This window comes from Streptomyces sp. NPDC107454, from assembly GCF_055582885.1.
In genome coordinates, this window is record NZ_JBVJPA010000014.1 from 66,939 (window position 1) to 92,146 (window position 25,208).

Below are 25,208 nucleotides of genomic sequence, written 5' to 3' on the forward strand. Positions count from 1 at the left end.
GACCGGCGTTCCCCGGCGTCCGGCGCGGCCGGACGCCGGGGGCCCGGGGCCGTCCACGTACGGGCGGGTCCCGGACGCCGGCCCCCTACGCGGGCCATCCTCGACCAGCTGCCGCATCGCTGACAGGGAAGAAAAAGGGATGACACAGATCCTCGACGGAGTGCGGGTACTCGACCTCACCCAGGGCATGGCCGGTCCACTGGCCACGATGATCCTGGCGGACTACGGGGCCGAGGTCGTCCGTATCGAGCCCGCCGGCGGTGACCCGTGGTGGGAGCACCCGGCCTACCTCGTGTGGAACCGCGGCAAGAAGAGCATCGACCTCGACCTCACCGCGCCGGAGGCGAGCGAGCACATCACGAACCTGCTCGCGGGCGCCGACGTGGTCATCGAGGGCCTCGGCCCCGGCCGGGCCGACGAGCTCGGCATCGGCTACGAGGACGCCCGCCGGGCGAACCCCGCGCTGGTCTACCTGTCGGTGTCGGCGTTCGGCGAGCGGGGGCCGTACCGCCAGTACGGTGCCTACGACGGCATCGTCAACGCCAAGTCGGGCCGGATGCGCGACCAGGTCGGCTGGGTGCCCGGCAGGCCCAACTTCCGCGCGATCAACGACACTTCGTACCACACCGCGATGTTCGCGTTGCAGGGCATCCTGGCCGCGCTGCGCGTCGTCGGGATGACCGGTCGCGGCCAGCGGGTCAGCACGAGCCTGCTCGCGGGTGTGACGGCGCCGAACAACCCCTGGCGCCGTCTGGAGGGCGAGACGCTGCCGTCCGACCGGTACGCGAGCGAGGTGTCCCCCGACGCCGTGCTCCGCGGTGAGCTGGTGCTGGACCGCAAGGAGACCGACCCGTACCGGGCGATCCCGTCCCAGCTGTGCACCGAGTGCAAGGACGGGCACTGGATCATGCACTCACACATCCAGCAGGATCTCTTCCGGAAGTGGATCGAGACGATCGGCTTCGGGTGGATCTTCGACGATCCCCGCTACGCGGGAGCGCCGACCTCCTACGAGGACGACCAGTACCGCATCGACCTCAACTTGATGATCATGGCACGGATGAAGGAGAAGACGTCCGCGGAGTGGCGGGAGATCTACCGGCGCAACCCCGACGTGGCCGGCGAGATCATGCAGACCACGCAGGAAGCGATCCACCACGAGCAGTTCCGCCACTCCGGCCTGCTGGTCGAGGTCGAGGACCCGCGCGTCGGCCCCCTCGCCCAGCTCGGGCCGATCGCGCTGCTGCGGGAGACGCCCGCGGTCATCGAGCGGCCCGCACCTGTTCCGGGAGAGCACACCGCCGAGATCCTCGGAACTCCCCACGTGCCCACCCGCCTGGCGCCGACCGGCGGAGACCCGAAGTCCCCGCTGGACGGGATCGTGGTGCTGGAACTGGCCTCCTGGCTGGCCGCTCCGTGGTCCACCGCGCTGCTCGCCGACCTCGGCGCCCGGGTGATCAAGGTGGAGCCGCGGTCGGGCGACCCGTACCGCCTGCTCAAGACGAACGAGGGCATGATCCGCTGCAACCAGGGCAAGGAAAGCGTCTGCGTCGACCTCAAGTCGGAGGCCGGCCGGGAGATCCTCACCAAGCTGGTCGAGCAGTCCGACGTCGTCATGCACAACTTCCGCCCGGGGGTCCCGGAGCGGCTGGGTATCGACTACGGCAGCCTGCGCAAGATCAAGCCCGACCTGGTGTACGTGCACGCGAGCGCGTACGGCCCCACCGGACCGGACTCCCAGCGCGCGGCCTTCAACCCCACCATCGGCGCCTTCTCCGGCAACTCGGTCTTCCAGTCAGGCGAGGGCAACAGCCCCATCGGCGACCAGTCGCCGGACCCGATCTCGGGCAGCGGCGTGGCGACGGGGATCATGCTGGGCCTGGCCGGGAAGTTCCGCACCGGCAAGGGGCAGCGCGTCGACACGACCATGATGGGCTCGGTCGTCTACTGCAACTCCGAAGACGCCATGGACTACGCGGGCAAGCCGCCCCGCCGTAACCCCGACGGGCAGCAGCTGGGCTTGGAGGCGACCTACCGGCTCTACGAGACCGGCGAAGGATGGGTATTCCTCGCGGCGTTGTGGGACGCGGAGTTCGCCGCCCTGTGCGAGGCACTCGGCCGCAGCGACCTGCCCGGCGACGAGCGGTTCAGCAGCAGCGCGCGCCGGTACGAGCACCGGGCCGAGCTCGGCGAGGTGCTCGAAGGCGTGTTCAAGACGCGGACCGCCGCTGACTGGGAGCAGTACCTCACCGGCCGCGGCATCGCCTGCGTGCGCGCCGACGGCCCCGGCCACAAGCGCTTCCTCCACGAGGACCCGCACACCACCGAGATCGGGTTCATGGTGCCGGCGCAGACGGGCGCCGGAACGGAGGGGACCGCCTACTTCAGGCACGCCCCGGTCCTGGAGTTCAGCGAGACACCCTGCGTGGAGGGCAACGCCTACACGCCGCTCGGGTCGCACACCCGGGAGGTTCTGCGCGAACTCGGCTACGACGAGGAGCGCATCGAGGAACTCGGCCGCGGCGGCGTCGTGAAATGGCAGTGAGCGCTTCGGGTGCAGCTGTGTCCCGCGCGGACAGGGTGTCGTAGGACAGGAGTTTCCGTGGAAAGACCGCAGAACCCTTTCGCACCAGAGCTGTTGATCGAGGAACTCGGCCCGGTGCGGGTGGTCACGCTGAACCGGCCCAAGGCGCTCAACGCGATGGTGCCCCAGCTGCACCGCGCCCTGGAGGGGGTGTGGGCCCATCTGGCGGACGACACCGAGGCCCGGGCCGTCGTGCTCACCGGGGCGGGCCGGGCGTTCAGCGCGGGCGGCGACCTGGAGGAGGTCGCGCGGTGGTGGGACGACACCGACGCGCGGCAGCACGAGATCGACGGGGCACGCCGATTGCTGGCCGAGATCGTCGACTTCCCCCTCCCCGTCGTGGCCGCCGTGAACGGGCCGGCCGTCGGTCTCGGGTGCTCCCTGGCCGTGGGCAGCGACATTGTCCTGATGGCGGAGAGCGCGTTCCTCGCCGATCCGCATGTCGGGCTCGGGCTCACCGCCGCGGACGGCGGCACGCTCTTCTGGCCGTACCTGGTGGGCATGCTGCGCGCCAAGGAGTACCTGCTGACGGGGGACCGGATCCCCGCGGAACAGGCGGTGGCGATCGGCCTGGCCAACCGCGTCCTGCCCGACGACGAGCTGCTCGACGCCGCCCTGCGACTCGCAGAGCGGCTCGCCGCCCAGCCCCCGCAGGCGGTACGGAGCACCAAGCAGGCGCTGAACCTGCATGTACGGCGGGCGTTCGCCGACGTGCTGGAGTACGCGCTGGCCGAGGAGTACCGCTCCTTCGACGCCCCGGAGCACCGGGCGGTCGTCGAGGCGTTGCGGGAGAAAGCGCGCAGGCGCGGCGGCCCGGGGAGCGGTCGCGGGTGAGCGGGCCGGGTACGGCGGTGACGCCATGGCGGCGTCCGGGAGGTTCACGATGACAGACAGGGACCTCGACACCTTCCGCGCCGAGGTCCGGCGCTGGTGCGAGGAGAACGTGCCGCGGGACTGGCGGGACAAGGAGGCGGGCGCGTCGCCCGAGGACGTGGTCGTCCTGCAGCGCGAGTGGCGGGCGACCCTGGAGTCGGGCGGCTACTTCGCCTCGCACTGGCCCGCGGAACTGGGCGGCGCCGACCGCCCGTTGCCGGAACAGGTGGTGATCGCCCAGGAGCTGGCCCACGCGGACGCGCCCCGGCTCGCGCTGTACCAGGTGGCGGTCTACAACGCTGCGCCCGCGATCCTGCACCACGGCACCGAGGAGCAGAAGCGGCGCTTCATCCCGGGCATCCGTTCCGGTGACGTCTGGTGCCAGGGCTTCTCCGAGCCCGGGGCCGGCTCGGACCTGGCGGGCCTGGCCACCAGGGCCGAGCGCCGAGGCGACGTGTATGTCGTGAACGGTCAGAAAGTGTGGACCAGTTGGGCCATGCACGCCGACTGGTGCATCCTCCTGGCGCGCACCGATCCGACCGCCCCCAAGCGCCACGGCATCAGCTTCCTGCTGATGGACATGCGGTTGCCGGGCGTGGAGGTACGGCCGATCAAGCAGGCCACGGGCGCGGCGGAGTTCTGCGAGCTGTTCCTCACCGACGTCGAGGTGCCGGTGGCCAACCTGCTCGGCCCGGAGAACCAGGGGTGGCACGTCTCGCAGAGCACCCTGGCCTCCGAGCGGGGCGTCACACTCCTGGAGCTGGTGGAGCGACTGCACCTCAACGGGATCCGGGCGCTTCTGGACGCCGCCGCCGGCTGGCGCGGCGAGGACGGCGGCCCGGTGCTGGAGAACCCGGCCGTGCGGGAACGGCTCGGCGGGCTCTACGGTGAGGTACAGATCCTGCGCGGCCTGTGCGCCCGCATGATCGAATCGATGGAGGGCCACGGAGGCGGCGGCGCCGAGGCCTCGATCGCCAAGGTCTGCTACAGCGAACTGCTGCAGCGCCTCATGCGCACGGCCGTCGAACTCCAGGGCCTGCCGGCCCAGGTGTCGCAACCGCTGCTGATGTCCGCGGGCTGGGAGAGCGGCGACTGGCTCACCGACTTCGTCGGCTCCTGGTCCTGGACGATCGCGGGCGGCACCAACGAGATCCAGCGCAACATCATCGGAGAACGTCACCTGGGCCTGCCCCGCGAGCCCCGGGCAGCCGGGGAGGCACGATGAGCAGTGAACGGGACGACCTGCGCGCGATGGTGCGGGACCTGCTGAACGACCGCGCCGCCCCGCAGCAGGTGCGGACGGCACTGGACCGGCCGGAGGGCCACGACCCGGAGCTGTGGCGCACGGTCGCCGAAATCGGGCTGGCCGGGCTGCTCGTCCCCGAGGAACACGGCGGCGCCGGCGCCGAGTTCGCCGACATGGCCGTGGTCCTGCACGAGCTGGGCAGGGGCGTCGTGCCGCTCCCCATCCTCTCCTCCGGTGTCCTGGCGGCGACCGCGCTGACCGGGACCGACAACCACGCGGTGGCCGCGGAACTGCTGCCGGGGATCGCGGCGGGGGAGCGCACCGTAGCTGTGGCCGTCGGCGGCCCGGACGGGCGGCCGTCCACCGGGACGTGGGAGGTGCGCGCGACTCCGGTCGGGCGCGGGACACGGCTCGACGGCGTCAGCGGGTACGTGGTGGACGCCGTGGGCAGCGACTCGGTGATCGTCGGTGCCGTCGGGCCGCAGGGTCCGGTGCTGGCGGCGATCGACTCGGCCCAGGCGCGGATCGAGCACATCGAGACGGTCGACCGCACCCGGCGGCTGGGCCGGGTCGTCCTGACCGGGGTCGAGGTGGGACCCGACCGGCTGCTGGCCGGTCCCGGCGTGGCCGGCCCGCTCATCGAGCGGGTGCAGCGCGCGGGTGCGCTGGCCGTCGCGGCCTCGGGGCTCGGGCTCGTCGAGCGCACCACCGAGGAGACGGCCGCCTATGCCGCCCAGCGGCATCAGTTCGGCCGTGCGATCGGCTCCTACCAGGCGGTCAAGCACAAGTGCGCCGACATGGCCATCGCCGTGGAATGCTCGCGAGCCGCGGTGGGGGCGGCCCTGGATGCCTGGAACGGCCCGCAACAGGAGGCCGCCGTCGCCGTCGCCACCGCGAAGGCCTACGTCGGTGACGCGGCGTTGAGTGTCTGCGGCGATGCCGTACAGGTGCACGGCGGGATCGGCTTCACCTGGGAGCACGACGCGCATCTGTGGCTGAAAAGGGCCACCAGCGACGCCGCGCTGTTCGGGTCGTCGGCGTGGCACCGCCGCAGGGTGGCGGATCTCGTCCTGCTCCCGGCTGAAACAGAAACAGTCTTGACTGGCTGGAATTAAATATATAGTATTTCATCTACTGGGTTGCCCGGTCGTACCGCAGAGGTCCCGGAGCAGCGAGGCGATGCCATGAGCCGCAGTACCGGCATCTCCCCGCTCCCTGGATACGGCCGATCCGGCCGTGGGCCGCTCCGGGACCAAGGCATCAGGAAGGCCGGCGTATGGGCACCTCTCGCATCCACCTGGGAGCTCTCGCTCTCGCACCAGGGGCGCACCAGGCGGCGTGGCGACACCCGGACTGCGATCCCGCGGGCCATATGGACGTGGCCTTCTTCCAGCGCGTGGCCAGGACCGCCGAGCGCGGCAAGCTCGACTTCCTGTTCCTGGCGGACCTGCTCGGCCCGATCGGCGCCGACCACCGCACCCCGGAGGCCTTCGAGCACACGCCCTACGGCGTGCTGGAGCCGTTGACCCTGCTGGCGGCCCTGTCGACCTGCACGGAGCACCTGGGCCTGGTGGCCACCAGCTCCACAACGGTCAACAGCCCTTACCAGCTCGCCCGGATCTTCGGCTCGCTCGACCATCTCTCGCACGGTCGCGCGGGCTGGAACGTCGTCACCACCCCGCTGGCGGTGGAGCAGCGGGTCGGCGTCACACCGCCTCAGACCAAGGAAGAGCTGTACGGCCATGCCCGGGAGGTCGTCGACGGCGTCTTCGCCTACTGGGACACGTGGCGCGAGAAGTCCTTCCCCCGGGACCGGGCGAAGGGGCGCTTCGTCAGCCTGGACGGTTCCCGGATCCCTGGCAGGCAGGGGCGGACCTACCGGATCGACGGCCCGCTGAACATGCCACGGCTTCCCCAGGGACGCCCGGTCATCGTGCAGGCCGGCATGTCCGACAGCGGCCGCGGTCTCGCCGCGGAGATCGCCGACGTCGTCTTCACGGTGCAGCCGAACCTGGCCGCGGCGAAGGCGTTCTACCAGGACATCAAGGACCGCGCGGACCGCGCCGGCCGAGATCCCGACACCGTGCGGGTGCTGCCCGGGATGAGCCCGTTCGTGGCCGCGACCGAGCGCGAGGCGCAGGCCAGGCGGCAGTTGATGCTGGACGGCCTCGACCCGGTGGCCGCGATCGGCGAGATCCGCTTCCTCACCGACGTGGACCTCGGCCCGTACGACCTCGACGACCCGATCCCCGACCTGAGCCCCCCGGGGGACGCCCGCCACAGCGGTTTCCTCGACGCGGTCCGGCTCATCCGCGAGAACGACCCGGGGATGACCGTGCGCGGCCTGCTCGGAGCGCTCTCCAGCGGGCGCGGTCACCCCGAGGTCACCGGCAGCCCGGCCGATGTCGCCGACTTCATCGAGGCCTGGGTGGACGACGAGGCGTGCGACGGACTGGTCATCCAGAATCCGCTGCTGCCCGACGACCTCGAACTCTTCGTCGACCTGGTCGTGCCCGAACTCCAGCGGCGCGGCAGGTTCCGTACCGCGTACGAGGCGGTCACGCTGCGCGGCAACCTCGGGCTGGCCGCACCCGTCCGTTGAGGACCCCGTCGAACCCCGTCGGACCGGTCCGGTCCGCGAGCAGTACCGGAAGGAAGCACATGCCGAATGTGTCGATGCACCACACGGGCATCACTGTCTCCGACATCCACGCGTCCATCGCGTTCTACGAGGCCCTCGGTTTCACGAGGAGCTTCCCCGAGCCGGCGCCGGTCGACGAGACCTGGCTGGGGACGGTCGTCGGAGTCGAGAACGCCCGACTGCTCCTGATGTTCGTCTCGCTGGGCGATCACCGGATCGAGCTCTTGCAGTACGTCGAACCCGAGGGCAAGGGGGCTCGTCCCCTCGCGTCCAACGACGTGGGCAGCTTCCACATCGCGCTCTCGGTCGACGACGTGAGCACCGAGTACGAGCGGCTGCGGGGCCTCGGTGTGGAGTTCCTCTGCAAGCCGGTCACGGTCACCGGCGGGAACTTCGACGGTCTCAAGGCGGTGTACGGCAAGGACCCCGACGGCAACACGATCGAGCTGATCAGCGGCGTGGAGGGCCGGTTCCCGACGTGAGCCGGACCGGTCGGCCGCGGACTTCGCGGCGGGGGGCGTGCGTGACATCAGGCGGCGGGAGGCCGCGTATTCAGAGCCCACTTAGGGGTGAGGCCAGGCATGACGAACTGGGATGACTCGGTCGACTTCATAGTCGTAGGCAGCGGCGGCGGGGCGTTCGTGGGCGCCCTCGCCGCGCGCCACGCCGGAGCCCGGGTGCTGATGCTGGAGAAGCGGGACCTCGTCGGCGGCTCGACGGCCATGTCCGGCGGGATCGTCTGGATCCCCGCGAACCCCGTGATGGCGGCGGCGGGGATCCCCGACTCCGTCTCCGACGGAATGACGTACTTCGAGCATGTGGTCGGTGACGTCGGCCCCTCGTCGTCGATCGAGCGCCGCCGGGCGTTCCTCGACTTCGGCAGCAAGATGGTCACCTTCCTTGAGGGCCGCGGTCTGCGGTTCGAGCACTGCATGAACAACTCCGACTACTACCCGGAGTACCCGGGGGGACGGGCCGCGGGCCGTGCCTTCGAGCCCAAGCCGTTCGACGGCCGCAAGCTCGGAGACTGGCTTCCGAAGCTCCAGCTCGGACTGGCCGCGACCCTCCAACTGGTCGTGAAGACCAACGAGATGCGCTACCTGTCGTCCTACAACCGCAGCCTGCGGTGCTTCGGCATCGGGGCGAGGGTGGCGACCCGTACGATCGCCGCCCGGCTCAGCGGACGGAGGATGCTCACCAACGGGACCGCGCTGATCGGGCGCATGCTGCACGTCGCGCTGAGCAGAGGGGTCGAGATCCGGACGGGTACGGCGGTGCGCGGGCTCCTCACCGAGAACGGCCGGGTGGTCGGTGTCCGGGCGGTCAAGGACGGCCGGGAGATCACGGTGGAGGCCCGGCGAGGGGTGCTGCTCGCGGCGGGCGGGTTCGCGCACAACGTGGAGATGCGCCGCAAGTACAGCGGGGACCAGCCCAACGACGGCCGGTGGACGATGGCCAATCCCGGGGACGAGGGCGAGCCGCTGCTGGCCGCGATGGAGATCGGCGCGAAGACCGACCTCATGGACGAGGCCTGGTGGATCCCGATGTGCGCCGACCCGCTGCTGGCCGAGTCGGCGCTCAACATGGCCCGCCAGCGTCCGGGGGCGATCTACGTCGACGCGGGCGGGCAGCGCTTCGTCAACGAGACCGCGTCCAAGATGGCTGTGGGAAAGGCGATGTACGAGCGTGACCCGGTGCACCGGGCCATCCCGTGCTGGCAGGTGTTCGACGACGCGTTCCGCAAGCGTTACGCGGTGGACAAGGGCCTGCCCGGCCGGATTCCGCCGGAGTGGCTGGAGTCCGGGGCGATCAAGCGCGCCGACACCCTCGAAGGGCTGGCCCGGCTGTGCGACATCGACCCGGCGGGCCTCGTGACGACGGTGACCCGGTTCAACGAGCACGCCCGCAGGGGACTCGACCCGGAGTACCACCGCGGCGAGTCCGCACTCGACCGGGCCTACGGCGACCCCGGCTACAAGCCCAACCCGGCGATCGGCCCACTGGACCGCGGACCCTTCTACGCGGTGCAGGTCGTCCCCGCGGACATCGGTACCTGCGGCGGGCTGGTGACCGACGGCAACGGCCAGGTCCTCAACCAGGACGACCAGCCGATCCCGGGTCTCTACGCGAGCGGCAACAACACGGCGACGGTCATGGGCCGCCACTACCTCGGTCCGGGCGCCAGCATCGCCGACAGCATGGTCTTCGGTTACGCCGCCGGCCTTCACGCATCCAGGGAGCAGACTTCATGACGAGCCGCAACGTCACCGATCACCTGGCGGAGCATGCCGCGATCAGGCACCTTGTGGACGCCTACACCGACTACACCAACGCACGCGAGTGGGACGACCTCGGCTCGCTGCTGGCCGAGAAGATGGTGTGGCGGGTGATGGAGGGGGACGAGGCCGTGTACTCCGCCGAAGGCCGTGACGCGGTGACCGACGCGATCAAGGGCTCCGTGGAGGCGATGACGGTCCTCGTGCAGATGGTCCACGCCACGAACATCAGCGTGTCGGGGGATCGGGCCACGGCCCGGTCGACCATGGAGGCGATCGGCGTCCATCAGGACGGCCGCCGCCAGAACTCCTTCGCCCAGTACGACGACGAGATCGTCCGCGAGGACGACGGCGAATGGCGTTTCCTCTCCCGGGTGTTCCGGGTCAAGGGGTCGTTCGTAGAGCCCGCGTGACCGGGCTGCGGCGCTGGAATACCGGCGCGTCACGCAGGACGTGGAAGAAAAGACGTCGGGTCGGCTGTGGCTCAGGCCGGACGGGCGCCGGGCCACAGCCGACCCGTCCGTAACCGTCCGGAACCCGGTCACCGGGTCCGTCACCTCACCTGTTTCTCGGTGGACGACGAGAGGGAGAGTGCCTGATGAATGAGTTCAGTTACGACTACGTAGTTGTTGGTGCCGGTTCTGCGGGAGCGACCCTCGCGGGGCGACTGTCGGAGGACCCGTCGACGCGGGTGCTGTTGCTGGAGGCCGGCCACGACTGGGGCGCCGGCGGTGATCTGCCGGGGGAACTGCGCACCGCGACAGGGCTCTTCGCCTGGGCCGGTTACTCGATCCTCCCCGACTACTTCTGGCAGGACCTCACCGCCCGCAGCCGCCCGGACCGGGAGCCGCTGCGCTACCTCCGCGGCCGTGGCCTGGGCGGAAGTTCGGTGATCAACGCCTGTTACGCGATCCGCCCGCCGATGGAGGAGTTCGACGACTGGGTCGCCCTCGGCTGCACGGGTTGGGGGGCGGCGGACGTACTGCCGTACTTCAACAGGCTGGAGAACGACCTGGACTTCGGTGCCGAGAAGTACCACGGTGTGGGCGGGCCGATCCCGGTCATGCGGCTGAGGCCCGAAGGCTGGGGGTCGATGGACGAGTCCTTCCACGGTGCGGCGATGTCCTTCGGGCACACCTACGCTCCCGATCACAGTGCTCCGGGGGCGCTCGGCATCTCCCCGTTCGCGATGAACATCATCGACGACCGGCGCGTCACCACCGGCGACGGATACATCAACCCGGCACGTGAGCGCGAGAACCTCACCGTGATCGGTGACGCCCATGTCGACAAGGTGCTGCTGTCCGGTACCCGGGTGACCGGGGTGCGGGTGCGCATCGACGGCGAGTGGCGCGACGTGCGGGCCGGCAACGTGGTCGTCTCGGCGGGGGCCACCTTCTCGCCCGCCATCCTCCAGCGCTCCGGCATCGGCCCGGCCGAGGTGCTGCGTGCCGCCGGTGTGGACCCGGTCGTCGATCTGCCGGTCGGCGTGGGCCTGCAGGACCACCACGGCATCATCATGAGCGTCGAGACGGACCGGGCGGTCCGGACCTCACAGGTGGGCCAACGCGGCAATCTGATGCTCCGTTACAGCTCGGGGCATGCGGAAGCCGGCACGGGTGACCTGGCGGTGACCGCCGTGAACGTGGACGAGCCTGCTGGGCAGCTTCCGCCGTCGATGCTCGGTGTGCTCAACCAGGTGTTCTCGCGGGGCAGTGTCTCGATCACCGGCACCGACCCGTTCGCCGCGCCGACCGTGGACCTCAACCTGCTCTCCGACAACCGGGACAGGACGCGGCTGCGGACGGTGTTCGACCACATCGGCGAACTGCTCGCCCAGCCGTCGTTCGCCGGCGTCAAGGCGGTGCGTGACATCGCCGGGAACGAGGTGGACATGAAGATGGGCGCCTCCGAGTTCGATGCGTGGTCCGCCGCGTTGGTGCAGGACACCGCGCACGTCGCGTCGAGCTGCCGGATGGGCAGGCCGTCCGATCCTGCGACGGTGCTCGACAGCGAGTGCCGGGTGCTCGGTGTCGACGGCCTCCGAGTGGTCGACGCCTCCTCGTTCCCGACCGTCCCCCGAGCCGGCACGAACCTCGTTACGATCATGCTCGCCGAACGTGCTGCCGGCCTGATCCGCGGCCAAGCGACTTCCACTGGCTGACAGAGCGAAGAACCACGCCGCCCACCGGAGGAGCGACGGGCGGCGTGGTGGCTGTGTGCGGGTGTGGTGGTCATGGCCGCTCGCGCACGGTTCGCGCGCAGCCGGGCCGCGTGGCGGGCTCGGGACCTGTGGCGGACCGCGATCGGGGTGACAGGTCGGCCGCACTGTGCGGCGGCGGAAGCTGCGGCGTGCCGGAACATCCGCAGGCGATCGCAGCGCCGCTCGCGTCGGTGTCCTCTCGCGGCGCCGTCCCCCGGAGTGGCGACCCGCCTGCCGCCGACGGGCAGACGAGGCGCCGCGATTTCTCCGCCGCCCGGTGCCGTGTCTTGTGTCTCCTGGCGCGCCTACTGTTCTCCAGGAACCGGACCGTCACCGACCACCGTGTCGTCGAACCCACGGAACGACGGCCCGGGATTGGGGTCCGTGTACCAGGGGGAGCCCGCGAGATCGTTCCACTTCTCGGGATTCGTCCAGCCGAAGGCCGCGAACTCGATCGGGGTGCCGTTCGGGTCGTGCGCGTACACCGAGTACACGAACGGCGAAGTCCGCAGGTCCTGGACGGGCGTACAGGAGATGCCGGCGCCGATGAGCTTCTCGCGCACCGTCTTCAGGTCCTCGACCGAGCGCACGTTGAAGGCGAGGTGATCCATCTTCCTCGTCACCCGCTTCCCGGCCTCGGCCGGGCGCTCCTCGGGCCAGATGTCGAATGCGGAGTAGTCGTCGTTGTCGTCGAACTTGTCGACCTCGGCGAAGGCGAGCAGGCCACCGTCGGGCATTTCGAGGAAGTACAGCCGCTTGCACTCGATGTCTTCCTCGACGGTCGCGCTGTCCCGCCAGATCCCCGCCGCGGCCTGGTCCATGGCCACTGAGGCCCGTACTCGCATGCCGAGAAGCCCGCAGTAGAAGTCGAGGGTCTTCTCCATGTCGACGGTGAGCAGGACGAGGTGATTGATCCCGGTGATCTCGCCCGGAGGGCGTTCTGTCCGGTCTGCTTCCGTCTGGCTCTGGGCGACGTCGTCGATTGGCATGTGACTCCTCCGCATTCGGGTTCCAGATGTCAGTTGGCCATAATATATTTCATATATTGAAGGGGCAAGGGTCTGGCCAGGCGTTGGCGAGGAGGGCGAAATTCGTTGAACAGGCCCCACATCGCTGCCTAATCAGGCGCACGCCCGCCCGCACACCCCGATGAGAGCCGACGGCGGCGCTGGCGGCGGCCCGGGAGGAGCCGACGGGCCTCGCACATGATCACCCGACTCCTTTCGCACTCGGGCGAGTTGCGGGTGTCGGACCGGTCGGCTCTGTTGCCGGGACGGGCCCACGCCATAGTGACGCGGGACCCCACTCGACGACTTGGTGGCGGCAGTTCAGCGGGAAGGCGGTCCCCGTACGGACATCGGCGCGGGCGACATCGATGTCCTGCGGTCGTTGCTGGTGCGGCCTTCCCGTTCGCGGATGCCGAGGCTGCGGACATGGTGCTGCACCGGGCCACCGGGATGAGCCTCGACGGCCTGCGGGCTGCGGGATTCGGCTTCCGGACCGTCCCCGCTTCCGCACGACCTGGGCTGAGGGGGACACACCGATTCGTCGGCGGACAAGGTGAAGTACGGTCTGACGAGTGACGAATCAGCGAAAGCCGCGAGGCCCGTACCGCAAGAGCGCGGAGCGCAGGGAACAGATCCTGCAGGCCGCCTACGAGGCCGTCGATGAGTACGGCGAGCGCGCCTCGCTGCAGGACATCGCCGATCGTGTCGGGGTGACCCAGCCGGCGCTGACGTACTACTTCCCCACGCGCGACGAGCTGTTGCTCGCTGTTCTGGAGCGTCGGGATCTGATGGGCAAGGCGTTCGCCAGTGCCGCGGCCGAGGGGCACAGCATGATCCAGGGCATGGTGGCGAGTACCCGTCACACCACCGATCACCCGGGACTGGCCAAGCTGTACGTCACGCTCTCGGCGGCGGCCACCGATCCGGAGAGCCCCGCGCACAACTACTTCGCGGAGCGATACCGGGTTCTCGCGGCCGAGGTCACAGGGGACTTCGAGGACCAGCAGCGCACCGGTGGGCTCCGGGCCGACGAACCGTCCGCCCACCTGGCCAGGGCACTGCTGGCCGTGTTGGACGGACTGCAGATCCAGTGGATGCACGACCCCACCGTGGACATCGCCGCGATCGCCGAGACCTTCACGCGGATGCTGGCGCCGTCGGGCGGTCAGCGTAGGCCGTGACCTCGCCGACGGCCGGCCGTCAGCGAACGCGCAGTACCGTCCGGGCCGAGGCGGTCCGGTAGGAGGTGCGATCGACCTGTGCGTCCGCCGCCGTGGCCTGCCCCTCGACGACCTGCACATCGTCCCTGCGGAACGGCACGTGGATCTCGGTCGGAACACCGGTGGGCACGTCCACGGTCAGGGTCGGCTGGTGGCCGACCCGCAGTCAGCTCGACGACACCCGGCCCCGCGGGGTGACCACGCTCGCGGACGCGTGGTCCAGATGCTTGGGGAAGACCGGTGCGACGCGGACTTCGGCATAGCCGGGCGCCGCCGCCCGGATGCCGGCGAGGTGCATGAAGAACCAGTCCTCGACGGTACCCAGGAACGGATGGTCGAGGGTCTGCTCGGGGCCCTGGCGGCTCCAGGTCTCCCATGACGCGGTGGCGCCCTGCTCCACCCAGTGGCCCCAGCTCGGGTGCTGGGCCTGGGACGCGATCCTGTACGCGAGTTCGCCCGGTCCGTGCTCCGTGAGCACGGGGAACAGGAGCTTGGTGCCGATTGCCCCGGTGTTGAGACGGTGGCTCCGCGCCGTGAGGTCGGCGACCGGGTTGGCCAGCACCGCTTCCTCGTGGCCGGCCGGGACCAGCCCGAAGGCGAGGGGCACCAGGTTGGAGGTCTGCCGGTAGCCCTGCCGGGTCGAGGTCCGGTAGACGTTCGCCGCGGCGTCGAAGTAGGCGGCGTTGAACGCGGCGGCGATACGGTCGGCCATCGCGTCGAACCCTGGGGCGTCCCCGCGGTGGTCCAGCTCACGGGCGATGCGGGCCGGCATGCGTGCCTCCAGGTACCAGCAGCGCGTCGCTCACCGCGCGGCCGTTGATCTCCGTCACCTGGTAACCCAGGCCGACGATGTGCAATGTGGCGCGCTCGGGCCGGTGTGCGAGGCTGAAGTCCCGCCGGAGCAGCGGTGCCGGTGGCCGGCTCCCGGGGGGGGTGACGGAGGCGTGGGCTGTCGCGGCCGATCCACCGGGCGCCGGGGTCGAAGGCGTGGGCGGCGGACCTGAGGGCTTCGGACGGCATGAGTCTCCCGTCGAGGAGGAAGTGGCAGGTTGGGGGAGACTGCGGACCCTTTACGGCGGCTGGCCCGGTCCGTGCTCCCGAAGCACGTACGCCGCCGCCCCGGTCGACACCGTCGTGCGGACGGAGCCGACCGGGGCGGGGCTGCGGGAGGGCGAGGTCAGGCCGACTGACCGACCGGCACCTCGTCGAGGCTCTTGGCCTTGGGGATCAGGGCGACGAGCAGGGTGCCGACGGCGATCACGCCGGCGAAGAGCAGGAAGCCCTTGCTGTAGCTGTCGTCGACATAGAAGGCGGTGCCCTTCATGACGTGGCTGTTTTGCGCGACGACGACGAACGCCACCTGAGTGAGCACGGACTGCAGAACGCCCTGCATCATGTTCTGCGCGCCGTTGCCGAGAGCCTGTTCCTCCGGCCTGACCGACTCGATGACCATGATGGGCACCAGGGCCACGACCATGCCCATCCCGATGCCGCTGATCACGCCGATCGACATGATCTGACCGACGGTCTCGTGGAACTGGGAGATGAGGGCGATGCCGACGGCGAGCAGAGTGCCGCCGGTCGCCAGCAGCACACGGGAGTCGATGCGCCGCGCCAGGACCCCGGTCGCCACCGAGACCGCGATGAGGAGCACGCTGTTGGGTGCGCTGACCCACGCGTTCTTCGTGGCCGACCAGCCCAGGCCGTCGGACAGTCCCGGGATCTTCGGCATCAGGACGAGCAGGTTCATGATCATGCCCTGGGCGAACAGCGCGGCCATGATCAGGCCCGTGACCAGGAACGTCGACCAGATCCGACGGCGTCCGAGCAGGGTGATGGGGAACATCGGGTGGGAGACCTTGCGCTCCACCAGGACGAAGACGACCACGGCCACCAGTCCGCCGCCGATGAAGGACACGGTGTTTCCGCTGGTCCAGCCCCAGTGCTCGCCCTTGCCGACGCCGTAGATCACGGACGCCAGGCCGCCGCCGAGCAGGAGGCCGCCGGGCCAGTCGATCGGGGTACGGGCCTCGCGGACCTTGCTCTCCGGCACCACGAACAGCAGGGCGAGCAGGCTGATGGCGGTGGCGATGACCATGAACCACAGGACGCCGCGGTAGCCGTAGTCGTCGAGGATCCAGCCGGACAGGAAGGGGCCGCCGAGGGCGAGTACGCCCATGCCGCCGCCGAGGAAGCCGCTGGCGGGGCCGACCAGCTTGGGCGGGAAGACGTCTCGGGCCAGTGCGTAGACGAGCGCGATCGAGGGGCCGTAGAAGCCTGCGATGGCGCGTCCGGTGAGCAGCGTCTCGTAGTTGGTGGAGAGGGCGGCGATCAGGTCGCCGATGAGGCCGAGGGTGGTGATGATGACGAGCAGGCGCTTCTTGCCGTAGATGCCCGCCGCCTTCACGATGAAGGGCGTGGCGAAGACGCCGACCAGAGACCCGATCTGGGTGAACCAGGCGATCTGGGTGGTGTGGTAATGGATCGCGATCTGTGACTGGGCGTTGGAGCCCATGAGGCCGATGAGGCCGTTCAGCTGGGACGCCCACAGCAGTGCGATCAGGATCAGTGCGAACCGCGCGCCGAAACCGGACTTACCGGCTTCCTCTTCATGCTGCGGTGACTCGACGTTGAGTGACATTGCGGAACCCCGGCCCTTTCGTACGGGTGGAGCCCTTGTGCTCCCAGCGCGCAGGCTAGCTCTTAATTTTTTGGAGTGATAGATTTTCGTCACGGAAACATTTCCGTGACCTTGGGGTGGACGAAGCCTCCGGGTCCTGGCAGGCCCGCGTTGACGTGGTCGTATCCCCGGAAGGGACCCCGCTCGTGCAGCAATCGGATCCGGCCGTCCTCCCGTTGGAGAGGAAGGCGTCCCTGCTCTCCGGCGGGGATTTCTGGTCCACTCAGCCGCTCGACGAGGCGGGTGTGGCGGCGGCAGTGCTGACCGACGGCCCACACGGGATCCGCCGTCAGAAGGCCGGCGCCGACCATCTGGGCTTCCACGCGAGCGAGCCGGCCACCTGCTTCGCCCCGGCCGTCGCGGTCGGTTCGAGCTGGGATGCCGAGCTGGCCGTACGGGTGGGGGAAGCGGTGGGCCGGGAGGCCCGTGCGCTCGGCGTCGGGGTCGTCCTCGGGCCGGGCGTGAACATCAAGCGGTCCCCACTCTGCGGGCGCAACTTCGAGTACTACTCCGAGGACCCGCTGCTGTCCGGTGTCCTGGGCGCCGCGTTCGTGCGCGGGGTGCAGGCGCAAGGCGTGGGCGCGACCGTGAAGCACTTCGCGGTCAACAACCAGGAGACCGAGCGGATGCGCGTCAGCGCCGAGGTGGACGAGCGCACCCTGCGCGAGATCTACCTTGCGGCCTTCGAGCGCGTGGTCACCGAGGCGCGTCCGGCCGCAGTGATGTCCGCGTACAACCGGATCAACGGCGTGCCGGCCTCCGAGAACCGCCGGCTGCTGACCGACGTGCTGCGCACGGAGTGGGGCTTCGAGGGCGTCGTCGTCTCGGACTGGGGCGCCGTCGGCGACCGGCCGGCGGCCCTGGCCGCCGGCCTGGACCTGCAGATGCCGGGGCCGGACGAGGCGCACGACGCGGCGATCGTGCAGGCGGTGCGCGAGGGCCGGCTGGACGAGGCCGTGGTCGACGCGAGCGTACGGCGGGTGGCCAAGCTCGCCCGGTTCGCCGTCGCCTCCGAGACCGGCGTGGACGCGGTGGCTGCCGACCACCATGCCTTGGCCCGGAAGGTGGCCGCCGACTGCGTCGTTCTTCTGAAGAACGACAAGTACATCCTGCCGCTCGCGGACGGCACCCGCCTCGCCGTCCTCGGCGAGTTCGCCGCCCGGCCGCAGTTCCAGGGCGGCGGCAGCTCACTCATCAACGCCACCCGTGTCGACACCCCGCTGGACGCGATCCGCACCCTCGGCCACCAGGTGACGTACGCGCCCGGCTTCACCACCGACGGGACGGGCGACGCCGAGACCCTGCGCGAGGAGGCCGTGCGGGCCGTGTGCGGGACGGAGGTGGCCGTGGTCTTCGTCGGCCTGCGGGGCGAGACCGAGGGCGTGGACCGCGAACACCTGGACCTGCCCGAGGACCAGGTGGAACTGGTGCGCGCCGTAACCGCCGTCGCCCCGCGCACGGTGGTCGTCCTGTCGACCGGCGGCGTGGTGTCCCTGGAGGGCTGGCACGACGGCGCCGACGCGATCGTGGCGGGTTGGCTCCTCGGCCAGGCCGGCGGGAGCGCCCTCGCGGACGTGCTCTCCGGCGCCGTCAACCCCTCCGGCCGCCTGGCCGAGACCGTCCCGCTGCGGCTGGAGGACACCCCCAGCTTCCTCAACTTCCCCGGCGAAGCGGGCCATGTCCGCTACGGCGAGGGCGTGATGGTCGGATACCGGCACTACGAGAGCGTCGGGCGCGCCGCCCGCTACCCCTTCGGACACGGCCTGAGCTACACGACCTTCGAGACGGACGAGCTGTCGGTCGACGTCACCGGGGACGACACCGCCACCGTCCGGCTGCGGGTGACCAACACCGGCGAGCGCACCGGCAAGCACGTCGTCCAGGTCTACGTCGCCACCACCGCGGGCCGGGTCCGCCGCCCCGCGCGTGAGCTGCGCGCCTTCACCAAGGTCGAGTTGCGGCCGGGGGAGTCCCGCATCGTCGAACTCCCGCTGGAGCGCAGGGCGTTCGCCCACTATGACATCGAAGCCGACCGCTGGCATGTCGCCCCCGGCGCGTACACCGTCCAGATCGGCGAGAGCGCCGCCGACGTCGTCGCCGAACAGACCGTCACCCTCACCGGCGACAACATCACGGCCGCGCTGTCCCTCGACTCCGCCATCGGCGACTGGCTCGCCCACCCGGTCGCCGGCCCGATGCTCCGCGCGGCGCTGATGGCCGAGGCCACCGAGCAGGAGCGCCAACAGGCCGAGGCCAACGGCGACATGATGGAGATGGTCGCCTCCATCCCGGCCCGTCAGTTCCTGCACTTTCCCGGTGTTTCCGTGTCCACCGACGATCTGACCGAAATCCTGGAGACAACCCGATGAGCCGTACCCCCGACCTTCGCCCCGACTTCCTGTGGGGCGCGTCCACCTCGCCGCACCAGATCGAGGGCAACAACACCGGCAGCGACTGGTGGCGCATGGAGCACCAGAGCCAGGGCGTGCTGGAACTCAGCGGGGACGCCCTGGACAGCTACCACCGCTACGCCGAGGACATGCGCCTGCTCGCCGAAGCCGGCTTGAACGCCTACCGGTTCGGCATCGAGTGGGCCCGCGTCGAGCCCGAGCCCGGCGAGTTCTCCAAGGCCGAACTGGCCCACTACCGGCGCATGATCGACACCGCGCGCGGCCTCGGCCTGGAGCCGGTCGTCACCCTGCACCACTTCAGCAGCCCGCGCTGGTTCACCGACGAGGGCGGCTGGAGCGGCCCGACGGCCGTCGACCGCTTCACCCGGTACGTCGAGCGAGCCTGCACGATCCTGCACGACGTCAACTGGGTCGTGACGATCAACGAGCCCAATATCCTGGCCCTGATGAGCGGCATGGCGGCGGCCGTCGCCGAGGGAGCCGACATCAACCTCGGCGCGGACGTGCGGATGCCCACGCCCAGCAAGGAGATCGGTGGGGCCCTGGTCCGGGCCCACCGGGCGGCTGTGGCCGTCGTCCGCGAGCACACCTCGGCGAAGGTCGGCTGGACCGTGGCGCAGCAGGCCCTGGTCCCCGCCCCCGGCGCGGAGAAGCTGCACGCCGAACTGAAGTGGGCGTGGGAGGACCTGTACCACGACGGGGCCTGCGGCGACGACTTCCTGGGCGTGCAGTCGTACACCAGCCAGACCGTCGACGAGAAGGGGATCGTCGCCCACCTCGACCACCCCGACAACACCCTGACCGGCTGGGCGTACCGGCCCGACGCCCTCGGTATCGCGCTGCGCCAGGCCTGGGAGGCGACGGACGGGCAGCTCCCGCTGCTGGTCACCGAGAACGGCATCGCCACCGCCGACGACACCCGCCGGATCGCGTACACGACCGAGGCCCTCGGGCACCTCCATGAGGCGGTCGCCGACGGTGTCGACGTCCGCGGGTACCTGCACTGGTCGGCCCTGGACAACTTCGAGTGGGGTCACTGGGCGCCCACGTTCGGTCTCATCGCCGTCGACCGCGAGACCTTCGCGCGCACCCCCAAGCCGAGCCTGGCCTGGCTCGGGGACGTCGCCCGCAAGGGCGGCGCACTGGGCGCCGAGGGAGCGCGCGCCGAGGGCTGAGGTCAGATCGGGAAGTGCTCCGGCCGCGGTCTTGTCAGCAGGGCTGCGGCCGGAGGCAGCGGATTCGCCGCGTCGAGGGTCAGAGTGTCGAGCAGGAAGGCGAGACAGCGGCGCCAGCCGTTGGTCTCCGCGTCCATGGTCCACAGGATGCTGAAGATCATGACCACGAACCTGGGCAGATCCTCCGGGGCCAGATCGGTCCGCATGAGGCCGGACCGCTGGCTGCGGTGGGCCAGCACGGCGAGCCGTTCGATGAACTCGGCGGCGACGTCCGCGGTGAGCGAGCCGACATGCGGGCGGCCGTCAGTGTGTTGTGCTCGCGTGCCGTCAGGGCCAGCGCCGCCTCGATCAGCATGGTGAAACCGAGCAGCGGACCGGGGTTCGCCAGGGCCCGCTCCTGGGCCGGAGACAGATCCTCGGCGAGGCACTGTTCGAGTGCCGCCCTCGCGAGGACGCCTTTGTCGGGGAAGTGGCGGTAGAGCGTCGAGATGACCACGCCGGCCTGACGGGCGATCTCCTCCAGCGGCGCGATCCGCCCGCCGGGAACATGACCCGCTTGATCGGTGTTGACGCAGCGCTCTCACTGATCACCGTGGCGAGGCAGCGCGTCAGTGCTCCTGGCGTGGGCAGAACCTGATCGTCACGCACCCAGTCCCCGAACGTCCGGCATTTCTCGCCGCGATGCCAGCCGAGGAGGGCACGAGCACGGCTGCGGTCGGCTCGTGTGGCCAACCCACGGTCGATCTGCACACCGGCCTGCACGCCCAACCGCTCGCCATGGCCGATCCCGCGTACGGCGACGCCGCCTGATGTCCACCGTCCTCAAGGAGTTGCCTTGGAAAGGCCTCAGCGGGCGCGGCTCGACGCCTACTTTCGAGAGGTAGCCGAAAGATTCCCGACGGCGGGCGGCATCAGCACGAGAAGGGGCCGGTCCGGAGCATGGCTTCGGACCGGCTGTGCGGGGGATACCGGGAGATACGTCAGCCGACGGCAGGCACGGGGTCGCGGTCCTGTCCGGTCGCTTCCTTCGGGTCGGCACACGTGGTGGCATCGGGCTGCACACCGGGTGCGGGGTCGGCCTGCGGCTCGGGGGCGCGGTTGTCCTCGGGAGCGGAGGTGTACGGGATCTCGCCCCTCAGCACGGCCTTGGCGCGCTCCTCGTCGAGCTGTCCCTCCCACTTGGCCACCGCCAGCGTGGCGACGCCGTTGCCGACCACGCTGGTCAGTGCACGGGCCTCGGACATGAAGCGGTCGATGCCGAAGATGAGCGCCAGGGCGGCGACGGGTACGTGTGGAACGGCGCTGAGGGTTGCGGCCAGGGCGATGAAGCCGGAGCCGGTGACGCCGGCGGCGCCCTTGGAGGTGAGCAGCATGACGGCGAGCATGGACAGCTGCTGGGTGAGACTGAGGTCGATACCGAGGGCCTGAGCAAGGAAGACCGAGCCCATGGTCAGGTAGATGGCGGTGCCGTCGAGGTTGAAGGAGTACCCGGCGGGCAGTGTGATGCCGACGACGGGCTTGGAGGCACCCGCGTGCTGCAGTTTGGCCATCATGCGCGGCAGCACCGGCTCGCTGGACGAGGTGCCCAGGACGATCAGCAGCTCCTCCTTGATATAGCGGAGGAAGGGCAGCAGGCGCAGGCCGTTGATACGCATGACCGTGCCGAGAACGACCAGGACGAAGAAGAGGGAGGTGAGCCAGAAGGAACCGACCAGCAGGAGGAGGTGACGCAGGGTGTCCAGGCCGTAGTTGCCGATGGTGAAGGCCATGGAGCCGAAGGCGCCGATCGGGGCCAGTCGCATGATCCATCGGATGAGCGTGAACAGGACCTTGGACAGCTTCTCGACGCCCTCGGTGATCCCCTGACCTGCTTCGCCGACGGCGTTCAGGCCGAAGCCGAACAGCACCGAGACCAGAAGCACCGGCAGGATCTCATGGCCGGTCAGCGCGCTGAGCAGGGTGTCCGGAATGTTGGAGAGGATGAACGCGGCGACGCTGTCGTGGCTCTGTGTCGCCTCCGGCGGCAGGCCCTCGGCGGAGAGGGTGGAGGGGTCGACGTGCAGCCCGCTGCCGGGCTTGACGACGTTGACGACGACCAGGCCGATCACCATGGCGACGGTGGTCAGCACCTCGAAGTAGATCAGTGCCTTGAGGCTGACCCGGCCGACGGCCCGCGCGTTGCCCATGGAGGCGATGCCGTGGACGACGGTGCAGAAGATGACCGGCGCGATCATCATGCGCACCAGCGCGATGAAGCCGTCGCCCAAGGGCTTCAGGTCGGCTCCGAAAGACGGCCACAGCCAGCCGACGGCAGCTCCGGCAAGGACACCGATCAGGCACTGAACGTACAGCAGGGACAACAGTCGGCGGATGCGGCCGGGTGGAGCGGTGACGGTACCCAGGGCGGCGTCGTTGCGGCTCATGCGGGGCGTCCTTCCAGGACGGGAACGAGAAGTTCGGCTCGGGCGATACGGCGGGCGGCGCGGTGCAGCAGCACCGTGGGGGACGCGCCGTCCACCGCGGGGACGGCTTGGGCGGTGATGACGCCGGCGGGGGTGCCCAGGCGCAGTGTGCCGTCGGCGGTCTGCCGGGCGACGCGGTGGGCGAGGGTGCCGGGGGTGGCGGCCGCGGTGGCCAGCGCGACGGCGGAGGTGAGACCGATCGCCGGGTGCGGGGCGTGCATCGACACCATGCGGACGGCGAGGTCGTACTCGTCCGGTCCGACCGGAGTGCCGTCGGTGGTGCGGTAGGCGGCGGGGCGGGCGACAATGCCGACCTTCGGGACGGCATGGCTGACGGGATCGCTCTCCTTGGCCAGGCCCATGGCCAGGGCGGCCTGACGGCGCAGCACGGTGAGCGCGGGTACCACCGCGGCGAACTCGGCCACGGACTCGGTGCCCTGGAGGCCGAACGCCTTGGCCTCGAACAGCGCGGCCGGGGCACCGGCGTCGACCAGGGACGCCTCGATCGGACCGGCGGGCCCGGTCAGGGTATCCAGGGCGCGGCCGGTCGGCAGGGCACGGCCCGTGGTCGAACCCGCCGGGTCCACGAAGCCGAGCAGGACCGGCACACCGAGAGCGGCCGTGCCCGGCACCGCGGCTGTGCCCTCGTCGGGGGCCCTGTGCCCCGGGGTGGGGATGGTGCCGGTGAGTCGGGCCCCGGTGTTGACGTTGAGCATCCGGACCGTGGTGGAGTCCGACGTGATCGGCACCATGCCGTTGTGGACGGCGTACAGGGCGACGGCGGTGGCGCAGTTGCCGCAGTTGCTGGTCCACTCCACGCGCTCGTCACCGATGCCGACCTGCGCGAAGGCGTACTCGACGTCGATGCCCGGCTCCGCCGACGCCCGGACGATCGCGGCCTTGGAGGTGGTCGAGGAGGCGCCGCCGACGCCGTCGATCTGGCGGGGGTCGGCGGCATTGTAGGCGGCGAGCAGCAGGGTGTCGGCGTCCACGCCGGTCGCCACCACGTCGTGGTGGTCGAAGATCCAGCACTTGCTGGTACCTCCGCGGATCATCTCGCCCTGCAGACGCAACACAACAGACTCCTCGTGGAAACCCCTACGGCACTTCCGTGCGGGGTGTGATCCACAGTGGGCGCGGAGAGGATGAAGTACAATCTCGGAAATCTGCATGGCTATTAAGTTGTAGTTAACACTGGAGGTGGTGAGGGTGCTCGACGTCAGGCGTATCCTGCTCTTCGCGGAGGTCGCCCGCCGAGGCTCGGTCACCGCGACCGCGCGGGCCCTCAACTACACGCCTTCGGCGGTGTCTCAGCAGGTCGGCCGCCTGGAGGCGGAGGCCGGGCAGCCACTGCTGGAGCGCCATGCGCGGGGCGTCACGCTCACCGACGCGGGACGGGCCCTGGCCGAGCACGGGGAGCGGATCGAGCGCGAACTGGCGGCCGCGGAGAACGAGTTGGCCGACTTCGCGGGACTGCGCGCGGGCACCCTTCGGGTCGGCACCTTTCCCACCGTCGGCGCCTCTCTCCTGCCCCGGGCCGTGATCGCCTTCCGGGAGGCGCACCCCGACGTACGGCTGACGGTGCGCAGCGCCCGTATCGCGGGTCTGTGGGCGATGCTGGAGAACCGGGAGGTCGAGATGTCCCTGATGTGGGACTACGACTGGAACCGCATCGACCGCGAGGACATCGTCGTCACCACACTCGCCGACGACCCCCCGGCCCTCCTCGTCCGTGAGGCACATCCTCTCGCCGGCAGCCGATCGGCCACCCTCGCTGATTTCGCGAACGACCCCTGGATCACCCGCGCCGAGAACCATCCGGTGGCCGAAGCCCTCGCCCGCAGCTGCCGCGCGGCCGGTTTCGATCCGCAGATCGCCTACGAGGCCCATGACTACCAGGAGGCCCAGGCCATGGTCGCTGCCGGCATCGGCGTCGCCCTCGCTCCCACTCTGGCCCTGGAAGGCATCCGAGCCGGCGTCAGCGTCCTGCCCCTGCAGCCCCCCGCCCCGGTCCGCCGCATTCTCCTCGTCCGCATGAGCGACCACGTGCTCACCCCTGCCGCCCAGGCGTTCGCGGGCTTCCTGCGCGACAGCGCGCGGCCGGCCCGGTGACGTGATGGGCCGCATTGATCAGTCCCGTCCATGAGGTGTCCAAACGCGGACCGGTGTGCGGTCGAGTCCGGCCCGCGTCCGTACGACGGTCGTGACGCCGGCGAGTCGACAACGCATGGAGTGCGCATGATCCGCGGGTCTTTCCATGCTGTCCGGGTGATGGCCCGTGAGCACCTTCCGGCACAGCTGGCCTGCCGGGCGCTGCATGTCGCCGAGTCCGGGTACTTCGCCTTGCGGGACCGGCCGCCGTCGAAGTGAACTGCGTCGCGACCGATCACGGCCAAGAGCCCACAGAGACACCGGATCAGGCATCCGTGC

General features: G+C 70.2%; 23 protein-coding genes. 15 read left to right on the forward strand and 8 right to left on the reverse strand.

What is annotated here, in order from left to right:
• Positions 1–139 precede the first annotated feature (139 nt).
• From ACZ69M_RS33225 to ACZ69M_RS33265, 9 genes are all read left to right on the forward strand, one after another.
• Positions 140–2,545: a CaiB/BaiF CoA transferase family protein gene (locus ACZ69M_RS33225; protein WP_470055687.1), complete on the forward strand. Its 2,406-nt coding sequence runs from the start codon at positions 140–142 to the stop codon at positions 2,543–2,545.
• Positions 2,546–2,602: 57 nt separating this feature from the next.
• A complete protein-coding gene (locus tag ACZ69M_RS33230) occupies positions 2,603–3,418 on the forward strand; it encodes an enoyl-CoA hydratase/isomerase family protein (protein WP_470055689.1) in 816 nt (271 codons plus the stop codon).
• A gap of 49 nt (positions 3,419–3,467) precedes the next feature.
• Complete coding sequence (locus ACZ69M_RS33235) at positions 3,468–4,682, forward strand: acyl-CoA dehydrogenase family protein (protein ID WP_470055690.1); 1,215 nt, start codon at positions 3,468–3,470, stop codon at positions 4,680–4,682.
• Positions 4,679–5,818, forward strand: coding sequence for an acyl-CoA dehydrogenase family protein (locus ACZ69M_RS33240; protein WP_470055692.1), 1,140 nt, complete (start codon positions 4,679–4,681; stop codon positions 5,816–5,818). Before ACZ69M_RS33235 ends, ACZ69M_RS33240 begins: the two co-directional genes overlap by 4 nt.
• A gap of 161 nt (positions 5,819–5,979) precedes the next feature.
• Positions 5,980–7,305: an NtaA/DmoA family FMN-dependent monooxygenase gene (locus ACZ69M_RS33245; protein ID WP_470055694.1), complete on the forward strand. Its 1,326-nt coding sequence runs from the start codon at positions 5,980–5,982 to the stop codon at positions 7,303–7,305.
• 59 nt (positions 7,306–7,364) lie between these two features.
• Complete coding sequence (locus tag ACZ69M_RS33250; protein WP_470055696.1) at positions 7,365–7,826, forward strand: VOC family protein; 462 nt, start codon at positions 7,365–7,367, stop codon at positions 7,824–7,826.
• 99 nt (positions 7,827–7,925) lie between these two features.
• Positions 7,926–9,596, forward strand: coding sequence for an FAD-binding protein (locus tag ACZ69M_RS33255; protein ID WP_470055698.1), 1,671 nt, complete (start codon positions 7,926–7,928; stop codon positions 9,594–9,596).
• Positions 9,593–10,033, forward strand: a complete 441-nt coding sequence (locus ACZ69M_RS33260) for a nuclear transport factor 2 family protein (protein WP_470055699.1) — start codon at positions 9,593–9,595, stop codon at positions 10,031–10,033. Before ACZ69M_RS33255 ends, ACZ69M_RS33260 begins: the two co-directional genes overlap by 4 nt.
• Before the next feature lie 185 nt (positions 10,034–10,218).
• The gene (locus ACZ69M_RS33265; RefSeq protein WP_470055701.1) at positions 10,219–11,784 is read left to right on the forward strand and encodes a GMC family oxidoreductase; all 1,566 of its coding nucleotides are present in this window, start codon (positions 10,219–10,221) and stop codon (positions 11,782–11,784) included.
• Between the two features lie 344 nt (positions 11,785–12,128).
• Here ACZ69M_RS33265 and ACZ69M_RS33270 read toward each other — a convergent pair whose 3' ends face one another.
• On the reverse strand, positions 12,129–12,812 hold the full coding sequence (locus ACZ69M_RS33270) for a VOC family protein (protein ID WP_470055703.1): 684 nt from the start codon (positions 12,810–12,812) through the stop codon (positions 12,129–12,131).
• A 590-nt stretch (positions 12,813–13,402) separates the two neighbouring features.
• Between ACZ69M_RS33270 and ACZ69M_RS33275 the strand changes: the two genes are divergently transcribed.
• Positions 13,403–14,011, forward strand: coding sequence for a TetR/AcrR family transcriptional regulator (locus ACZ69M_RS33275; protein WP_470055705.1), 609 nt, complete (start codon positions 13,403–13,405; stop codon positions 14,009–14,011).
• 19 nt (positions 14,012–14,030) lie between these two features.
• Here ACZ69M_RS33275 and ACZ69M_RS33280 read toward each other — a convergent pair whose 3' ends face one another.
• From ACZ69M_RS33280 to ACZ69M_RS33290, 3 genes are all read right to left on the reverse strand, one after another.
• Positions 14,031–14,186 carry a hypothetical protein gene (locus ACZ69M_RS33280; RefSeq protein ID WP_470055707.1) on the reverse strand — a complete coding sequence of 52 codons (156 nt, stop codon included), beginning with the start codon at positions 14,184–14,186 and terminating at the stop codon, positions 14,031–14,033.
• Positions 14,187–14,216: 30 nt separating this feature from the next.
• A complete protein-coding gene (locus tag ACZ69M_RS33285) occupies positions 14,217–14,822 on the reverse strand; it encodes an alpha-L-rhamnosidase-related protein (RefSeq protein ID WP_470055709.1) in 606 nt (201 codons plus the stop codon).
• A gap of 405 nt (positions 14,823–15,227) precedes the next feature.
• On the reverse strand, positions 15,228–16,691 hold the full coding sequence (locus tag ACZ69M_RS33290) for an MFS transporter (RefSeq protein ID WP_470055711.1): 1,464 nt from the start codon (positions 16,689–16,691) through the stop codon (positions 15,228–15,230).
• Positions 16,692–16,876: 185 nt separating this feature from the next.
• Between ACZ69M_RS33290 and ACZ69M_RS33295 the strand changes: the two genes are divergently transcribed.
• Together ACZ69M_RS33295 and ACZ69M_RS33300 are read left to right on the forward strand one after the other, a co-directional pair.
• Entirely contained in the window at positions 16,877–19,099 is a 2,223-nt protein-coding gene (locus tag ACZ69M_RS33295; protein ID WP_470055712.1) for a glycoside hydrolase family 3 C-terminal domain-containing protein, read from the forward strand.
• Positions 19,096–20,316, forward strand: coding sequence for a glycoside hydrolase family 1 protein (locus ACZ69M_RS33300; protein WP_470055714.1), 1,221 nt, complete (start codon positions 19,096–19,098; stop codon positions 20,314–20,316). The genes ACZ69M_RS33295 and ACZ69M_RS33300 overlap by 4 nt, the downstream gene beginning before the upstream one ends.
• A gap of 2 nt (positions 20,317–20,318) precedes the next feature.
• On the opposite strand, the gene ACZ69M_RS33305 is transcribed toward ACZ69M_RS33300, so the two are convergent.
• Together ACZ69M_RS33305 and ACZ69M_RS33310 are read right to left on the reverse strand one after the other, a co-directional pair.
• Positions 20,319–20,522, reverse strand: a complete 204-nt coding sequence (locus ACZ69M_RS33305; protein ID WP_470055716.1) for a hypothetical protein — start codon at positions 20,520–20,522, stop codon at positions 20,319–20,321.
• Positions 20,474–20,848 carry a TetR/AcrR family transcriptional regulator gene (locus ACZ69M_RS33310; protein WP_470056194.1) on the reverse strand — a complete coding sequence of 125 codons (375 nt, stop codon included), beginning with the start codon at positions 20,846–20,848 and terminating at the stop codon, positions 20,474–20,476. Before ACZ69M_RS33310 ends, ACZ69M_RS33305 begins: the two co-directional genes overlap by 49 nt.
• A 149-nt stretch (positions 20,849–20,997) precedes the next feature.
• Between ACZ69M_RS33310 and ACZ69M_RS33315 the strand changes: the two genes are divergently transcribed.
• Positions 20,998–21,126 (forward strand): hypothetical protein, encoded by a 129-nt coding sequence (locus tag ACZ69M_RS33315; protein WP_470055718.1) that lies wholly within the window; start codon positions 20,998–21,000, stop codon positions 21,124–21,126.
• A gap of 170 nt (positions 21,127–21,296) precedes the next feature.
• Here the strand turns inward: ACZ69M_RS33315 and dctA are convergent, their stop codons facing one another.
• On the reverse strand, positions 21,297–22,739 hold the full coding sequence (gene dctA, locus ACZ69M_RS33320; RefSeq protein WP_470055720.1) for a C4-dicarboxylate transporter DctA: 1,443 nt from the start codon (positions 22,737–22,739) through the stop codon (positions 21,297–21,299).
• The gene (locus tag ACZ69M_RS33325; protein ID WP_470055722.1) at positions 22,736–23,854 is read right to left on the reverse strand and encodes a PrpF domain-containing protein; all 1,119 of its coding nucleotides are present in this window, start codon (positions 23,852–23,854) and stop codon (positions 22,736–22,738) included. Before ACZ69M_RS33325 ends, dctA begins: the two co-directional genes overlap by 4 nt.
• A 133-nt stretch (positions 23,855–23,987) precedes the next feature.
• On the opposite strand from ACZ69M_RS33325, the gene ACZ69M_RS33330 reads away from it, so the two are divergent.
• Positions 23,988–24,890: a LysR family transcriptional regulator gene (locus ACZ69M_RS33330; protein WP_470055724.1), complete on the forward strand. Its 903-nt coding sequence runs from the start codon at positions 23,988–23,990 to the stop codon at positions 24,888–24,890.
• Between the two features lie 126 nt (positions 24,891–25,016).
• Complete coding sequence (locus tag ACZ69M_RS33335) at positions 25,017–25,148, forward strand: hypothetical protein (protein ID WP_470055726.1); 132 nt, start codon at positions 25,017–25,019, stop codon at positions 25,146–25,148.
• Positions 25,149–25,208: the final 60 nt, after the last annotated feature.